Consider the following 5586-nt stretch of genomic DNA (forward strand, 5'->3'; position numbering starts at 1 on the left):
GAGGTAGGTGGCGCGGGCGGCGTCGACGGCCGCGGCCATATCGGCGAGCAAAAAGCCCAGCCCCTGGTGGTTGATGATCGCGGTCCCGAAGGTCTCGCGCTCCTTGGCGTAGGCGACGGCCGCGTCCAGCGCCGCCTGCGCGATGCCGGTGGCCACCGCGGCGATGCCCAGCCGGCCCGAGTCCAGGGCACTGAACGCGATCTGCAGACCTTGACCCTCCGCACCGATTCGGCGCTCGGCGGGCACCAGCGCGCCGTCGTAGATCGCCGCCGTGGTGGGCACCGCCGCCAGGCCCATCTTCTCCTCTGGTTTGCCAAAGGTGAGGCCCTCGGTGTCGCCGGGCACTAGAAAGCAGGAGATGCCCTTGGAACCCTCACCGGTCCGCGCGAAGAGGTTGTAGAAGTCAGCCAGGCCGCCGTGCGTGATCCAGGCTTTGGTGCCGGTGACGCGGTAGCCGTCGTCGGTGGCGACGGCCCGGCAGTTGAGCGCGGCGGCATCCGAGCCGGCGTCGGGCTCGGACAAGCTGTACGCGCCGATGGTGGCGCCACCGAGCATGTCCGGGAGCCAACGCTCCTGCTGCTGGGGCGTGCCATAGGTGGCCAATGGGAAGCAGGCGAGGCCGTGCACGCTGGTGGCCACCCCGATCGCGGCCCACCGTGCGGCAATCTCCTCGAGCACCTGCAGATACACCTCATACGGCTGGCCCCCGCCGCCCCACTCCTCCGGGTACGGCAGGCTCAGCAGGCCCGCCTCGCCGAGCGTCGCGAACACCCCTTCGGGGTAGGCCTCACGCTTCTCGTAGTCGTCGACGATCGGATCAAGGGTCTTATCGGCGATTTCCCGGGTGAGGGCGATGAGGTCGTAAGCCTCCTCGGTGGGAAGCAGACGTTCGACGGGCATGAGCATTCCTCTTTCCACTGCGCTTGATTCCATGGCGCTTGATTCGCCGACCCTACCCGCACACCGAATGCGGCTCGCCGCCGCAAGGTGCGCGTTACCAGGCTTGTGTCAGATCCGCGTGCTGGGAGATCCATGCGTGCATCACGATCCCGGCGGCCACCCCGGCATTGATGCTGCGGGTGGAACCGAACTGCGCGATGGACACGGTCATCGCCGCGGCCGCGCTTGCCTCGTCGGTGACACCCGGCCCCTCTTGACCGAACAGCAGCAGACAGTTCTCCGGCAGACTTGTCTGTTCCAAACGCACCGAGCCTGGCGTGTTGTCGACAGCCACCACCACCAGGTCGTTCGCCGCGGCCCACGCCATCAGATCGTCGGTGGTCGCATGGTGATGCAGGTGCTGATAGCGGTCGGTGACCATCGCGCCGCGCCGATTCCAGCGTCGCCGTCCGACGATGTGCACCCCGCAGGCGGCAAAGGCATTCGCGGTGCGCACGACGGTCCCGATGTTCGCATCGTGCCCCCAGTTTTCGATAGCGACGTGGAATCGGTGTCGGCGGGTGTCGAGGTCGGTGACGATCGCTTCGCGCGCCCAGTAGCGGTAGGGATCGACCACGTTGCGGCGGTCTCCCGCGGCCAGCAACTCGGGGTCGTAGCGCGGATCATCCGGGAGCGGGGCACCGCGCTCGTCGAGCCACGGCCCCACCCCGACGGGTTCACCGATTCCACTGTGCCACTCGGTGGGCCCGGGTTCGGTGGGGCTGGGTTCGGTGGGGCTGGGTTCGGTGGGGCTGGGCACCGCGGTCAGGCGAGGCCGAGGTCGGCCAGGTCGAGCAGCGACCGGTACGGAACCTCCTGCGCGCGGATCACGTCGTCGGCCCCGGTGTTGCGGTCCACCACGGTCGCCACACCCACCACCTGCGCGCCGATCGCCCGGGCGGCCAGCACCGCCTGCGCCGGCGAGGCACCCGTGGTGGACGTGTCCTCCACGATCAACACGCGCTTGCCCACAATGTCCGGGCCTTCGATCTGCCGCTGCATGCCGTGGGCCTTCGCCGCTTTGCGCACCACAAAGGCGTCGATCGGGCGGCCGTCGGCATGCATGATCGACGTCGCCACCGGATCGGCACCCAACGTGAGGCCTCCGACTGCGTCGAAATCCCAGTCCACGGTCAGCTCGCGCATCAGCGTGCCGATCAACCGGCTCGCCTCATGCTGCAGGGTGACGCGGCGCAGGTCGACGTAGTAGTCGGCTTCTTTGCCGGAGGAGAGGACAACGCGGCCGTGGACGACGGCCAGCTCGCTCACCAGTTCTGCCAGCCGCTGCCGCGCGACCGGGTCGAGGGCCGGAGTATCAGACGCAGCCATGGAGAAACTCCTGAAATCTAGTCGCGGTCGAGGTTGTCGTCGATCCGCATCTGAGGCAGATCGGGCACCTCCGGTCGCGGGGCGACCGGGCGCTGACGCATCGGGGTCGGGCGCTGCTGCGGTTCGGTCGGGCGCGGACTGGCGGCTGGCGGCAACGACCACTCCTCGTCGTACCCGGCGGGGCCGGGACGCTGCGGTGGGCGCGACGACGCGGCTGGCGGCAGCGGGTCAGCCTCGTAGCGTGGCTCGCCGTGCTGCGCTTGTTCGGCCAACCGCTGGCGGCGGGCTTTGTCGCGCAGAGCGTCGGTCTTCTCATCGGCCAGTTCCTGGCTGATCGGACCGTGCGGATCACGCGGATCCGGTGCGTCCTGCGGATCGACGGCCGGCGGGAGCACCAGCAGCAGATCGGCGAAGCGGCGGACCGTGTCCAGGGCGACGTCGAGCCGCTCGGTGTCCAGCGTCGGCGGCATGGAACCCAGCGCCCAGTTGCCCTCGTTCCAGAGGATCTCGATATAGCTCGGGGCCTCCGTGGCCAGCGCCACCATGCGGCGGTCGCAGGTCCGGCGGGCCGCTTCCAAGTTGCTCGCGAACATGACCCGCGAACCCATGGCGCCCAACAGTTCGACGTCGTCTTCGGCGGGGGCAAGCACGTCCTCGTAACGCAGATCGACGGTCACTGACGAGGCGGTCGGGCGGCGCACCGCCACCACGGTCGCGGTCTCGGCGAGGTCGAAGACCACCGCTTCGACGCCCTCGTAGCGGCCGTAAGCGACATCACGCACGGCGACGTCGTCAGGCGCGTCCATCGCGGCGCGACGGAACACCGTGCGCAGCTTGTTGTCGGATTCGCGGAACTTGAAGGAGTGCCCCTGTCCCCACACTGCGCGTTGGTGGTGCACTTGGACCGACCGGTTACGGTCGAGCCACAGCAGCACCCCGGCGCCGATCAGCGCGAGGACCGCAATCACGAAATAGACGATAGTCATCGGGCCTAGCCTACTATCGAACGCTCATCCAGCGGAGAACGACTCCACCCTCTCCCCCAGCACCCCTCGGAGGAACAACGATGAACCCGCCGTTTGCGGACGCGATCGCGGCCCTCGCCAATAGTATCGACGTTGCCCTCATCGAGGGGCTGACCTGCTCTTTGATTGAGGCTCCGAGTATCAATCCGGGGGGAACCGAGGCGGCTGCCGTGGCCGTGCTGGCGCAGGCATGTCGCGACGTCGGCTTGTCAGTGTCGCTCACCGAGGCCGCGCCGGATCGCCCAAATCTGCTGGCCAGCACCGCGACGTCGACGGCAACCGGGCCGGGCGTACTGTTCCTCGGCCACACCGATGTGGTGCCGGCCGGGCCGGGCTGGACCGGTGACCCGTTCGTGGCGCGGCGCGATGGGGACCTGATCATCGGCCGCGGATCGTCGGATATGAAGGGCGGCCTGGCCGCGGTGGTGGCGGCGCTGGCTGCGTTGTCGCGGGCCGCCGAGTTCGGGATCGACCTGTCCGGGCCGGTGCACCTGCTGGCGACCGTCGATGAGGAGGAGCACGGCTCCGGGGTGCGCGCCGTCGTCGCCGATCCACCGCCACTGGAGTTCGCCGCGTGCATCGTCGCCGAGCCGACGTGCCTGGAGGTGGTGCGGGGTTGTCGGGGGGCGTCGTACCTGGATGTGGACATCACCGGCCGGGCCGCACATTCTGGGCGTCCGTCCGACGGGCGCAGTGCGATTGAGGCGGCGGCGGCGGTGATCGGTTTGATCGGCGAGGACCAGGCGGCGATGGCCGCCGACCCGCACCCGTTGCTGGGCTTCGGCACCTGGAATGTCGGCGTGATCGACGGCGGTCAGGGCATTTCGGTGGTTGCCCCGAACTGCTCTCTCGGGGTCGATCGGCGGCTGATGCCCGGCGAGTCGATCGCGACCATCGCGTCCGACCTCGCCGATGCCATCAGCGCGGCCGGGATCGACGACGACGGGATCACGGTGAGGCTCACGCCGACGATGGAGATGCCCGGCTTCGACACCCCCGCCGACGCTCCCCTCGTGCGCGCCGCCGTCGACGCGGTGATCGCCGCGGGTGCGCCCACCTCGGTGGGCGGCTGGACCGCCGCCTGCGACGGCGGCTTCATCAGCCGCGATCTGGGCGTCCCCACCGTTGTTCTCGGTCCCGGCGACATCAACGGTCAGGCACATCAGCCCGACGAGTCGGTGCCGCTCGCCGAACTAGTGACCGCGGCCCGCGCCTACGTCTACGCCGCGGTCGCCCTGCTCACCTGACGGCCGTCACACGCGCTCACTGAGGTCAGACGACGTCGTGCACGCGGATGCCGACGGTGCCCGCCGAGCCACGGCGCAGGCGCGAGCCCAGCACCGTGAGACGGCCGAAGAGTCCGTATTTGCGTTCGATCAGTGCGGCGGCGTGGGCGGCGTCGGTCACTTCGCCGAGGCCGGCCACCTGCGGCCCGAACGTCTTGGTGCCGCGGGCGTCGCAGGCCTGCACCAGCACATTGTTGTTGCGCCGCAGCCGCTTGACCTTCCACGAGTCGACGACGGTCCAGACCAGGAGGTCGTCGCCGTCGCGCACGGCCCACAGCGGGGCGGGCACCGCCGTCCCGTCTTTCTTGTACGTGGTCAGCATGACGTACTTGGCTTCGGCGACCTGCCCGACAGTGGGATGCATGACTCGACGGTACCGATTCGGCGAAAAGATCGGCGAAAACCTCAATGGCGTGCGGAAGTCAGGCGCACGCTGAAAGGTGCACCGGCGCAATCAGCCCGGCTCACTGAAATTTTGGAGGGGATTTCCATGATCGGATTCATCCGATCCGCGGCACTCGCGGCCGTAGCGATTCTCGTACTATCGGTCGGCGCACTTCTCGGCGCCGGCAGCGCCGAAGCGGCGCTCCCTGTCAAAGGCGATGCCTTCCCTGCCGGCAACACGCTGACCGTGGCGATTACCGACGGAACCGCGAACGCCAATTGCGCCGCCACCATCACCTCGACTGTCAATGGCACCACTCACACGTCGACTCAGCCGCTCAACCTGAACACCGTGGGCAAGGGCACCACCGTCTTCAAGGGTCTCGCGAACCGCACCTACACAGCCAATGCCGAGTGCCCGGGTGTCACCAAGATCGATGGCCTTCCGGTCAAGGTTGCAGTCAACAACGTTGTGCCGCCCAACCAGTGTGTCCAGATCGTGCACGACATCGCGTGGGGCCTTGGTCTCCGCGGTAACGAGCTGGCCCTCGTGATGACGATCGCGCGCCAGTACTGCCCGCGGTAGCACCCCACTCGATTAGGCAAAAAGAGGTGCGCTCCCC

General features: G+C 68.5%; 7 protein-coding genes. 2 read left to right on the forward strand and 5 right to left on the reverse strand.

The genetic code is table 11. The features are described 5' to 3' along the window. From WAW85_RS15135 to WAW85_RS15150, 4 genes are all read right to left on the reverse strand, one after another. The coding region (locus tag WAW85_RS15135; protein WP_422560414.1) for an acyl-CoA dehydrogenase family protein at positions 1–900 on the reverse strand (900 nt) is incomplete at its 3' end. A gap of 94 nt (positions 901–994) precedes the next feature. Then, the gene (locus tag WAW85_RS15140) at positions 995–1699 is read right to left on the reverse strand and encodes a TrmH family RNA methyltransferase (protein WP_422560415.1); all 705 of its coding nucleotides are present in this window, start codon (positions 1697–1699) and stop codon (positions 995–997) included. Between the two features lie 5 nt (positions 1700–1704). Further along, entirely contained in the window at positions 1705–2268 is a 564-nt protein-coding gene (pyrE, locus tag WAW85_RS15145) for an orotate phosphoribosyltransferase (protein ID WP_422560416.1), read from the reverse strand. A 17-nt stretch (positions 2269–2285) separates the two neighbouring features. After that, on the reverse strand, positions 2286–3254 hold the full coding sequence (locus WAW85_RS15150; protein ID WP_422560417.1) for a hypothetical protein: 969 nt from the start codon (positions 3252–3254) through the stop codon (positions 2286–2288). 80 nt (positions 3255–3334) lie between these two features. On the opposite strand from WAW85_RS15150, the gene WAW85_RS15155 reads away from it, so the two are divergent. Then, positions 3335–4540, forward strand: coding sequence for a M20 family metallopeptidase (locus WAW85_RS15155; RefSeq protein WP_422560418.1), 1206 nt, complete (start codon positions 3335–3337; stop codon positions 4538–4540). Between the two features lie 25 nt (positions 4541–4565). Here WAW85_RS15155 and WAW85_RS15160 read toward each other — a convergent pair whose 3' ends face one another. Next, positions 4566–4943: a PPOX class F420-dependent oxidoreductase gene (locus tag WAW85_RS15160; RefSeq protein WP_422560419.1), complete on the reverse strand. Its 378-nt coding sequence runs from the start codon at positions 4941–4943 to the stop codon at positions 4566–4568. On the opposite strand from WAW85_RS15160, the gene WAW85_RS15165 reads away from it, so the two are divergent. Continuing rightward, positions 4938–5549, forward strand: a complete 612-nt coding sequence (locus WAW85_RS15165; RefSeq protein WP_422560420.1) for a hypothetical protein — start codon at positions 4938–4940, stop codon at positions 5547–5549. The two genes, WAW85_RS15160 and WAW85_RS15165, sit on opposite strands and share 6 nt — an antisense overlap. Positions 5550–5586 lie beyond the last annotated feature (37 nt).

It is taken from the genome of Gordonia sp. (in: high G+C Gram-positive bacteria) (genome assembly GCF_049299075.1).
In the GTDB taxonomy this organism is placed as follows: domain Bacteria; phylum Actinomycetota; class Actinomycetes; order Mycobacteriales; family Mycobacteriaceae; genus Gordonia.

Bases quoted from the DNA above. Each gene is read 5' to 3' on its own strand.
- pyrE (WP_422560416.1), bottom strand. From the start codon at position 2,268: ATGGCTGCGTCTGATACTCCGGCCCTCGACCCGGTCGCGCGGCAGCGG.
- WAW85_RS15150 (WP_422560417.1), bottom strand. From the start codon at position 3,254: ATGACTATCGTCTATTTCGTGATTGCGGTCCTCGCGCTGATCGGCGCC.
- WAW85_RS15155 (WP_422560418.1), top strand. From the start codon at position 3,335: ATGAACCCGCCGTTTGCGGACGCGATCGCGGCCCTCGCCAATAGTATC.
- WAW85_RS15165 (WP_422560420.1), top strand. From the start codon at position 4,938: ATGCATGACTCGACGGTACCGATTCGGCGAAAAGATCGGCGAAAACCT.
- WAW85_RS15160 (WP_422560419.1), bottom strand. From the start codon at position 4,943: ATGCATCCCACTGTCGGGCAGGTCGCCGAAGCCAAGTACGTCATGCTG.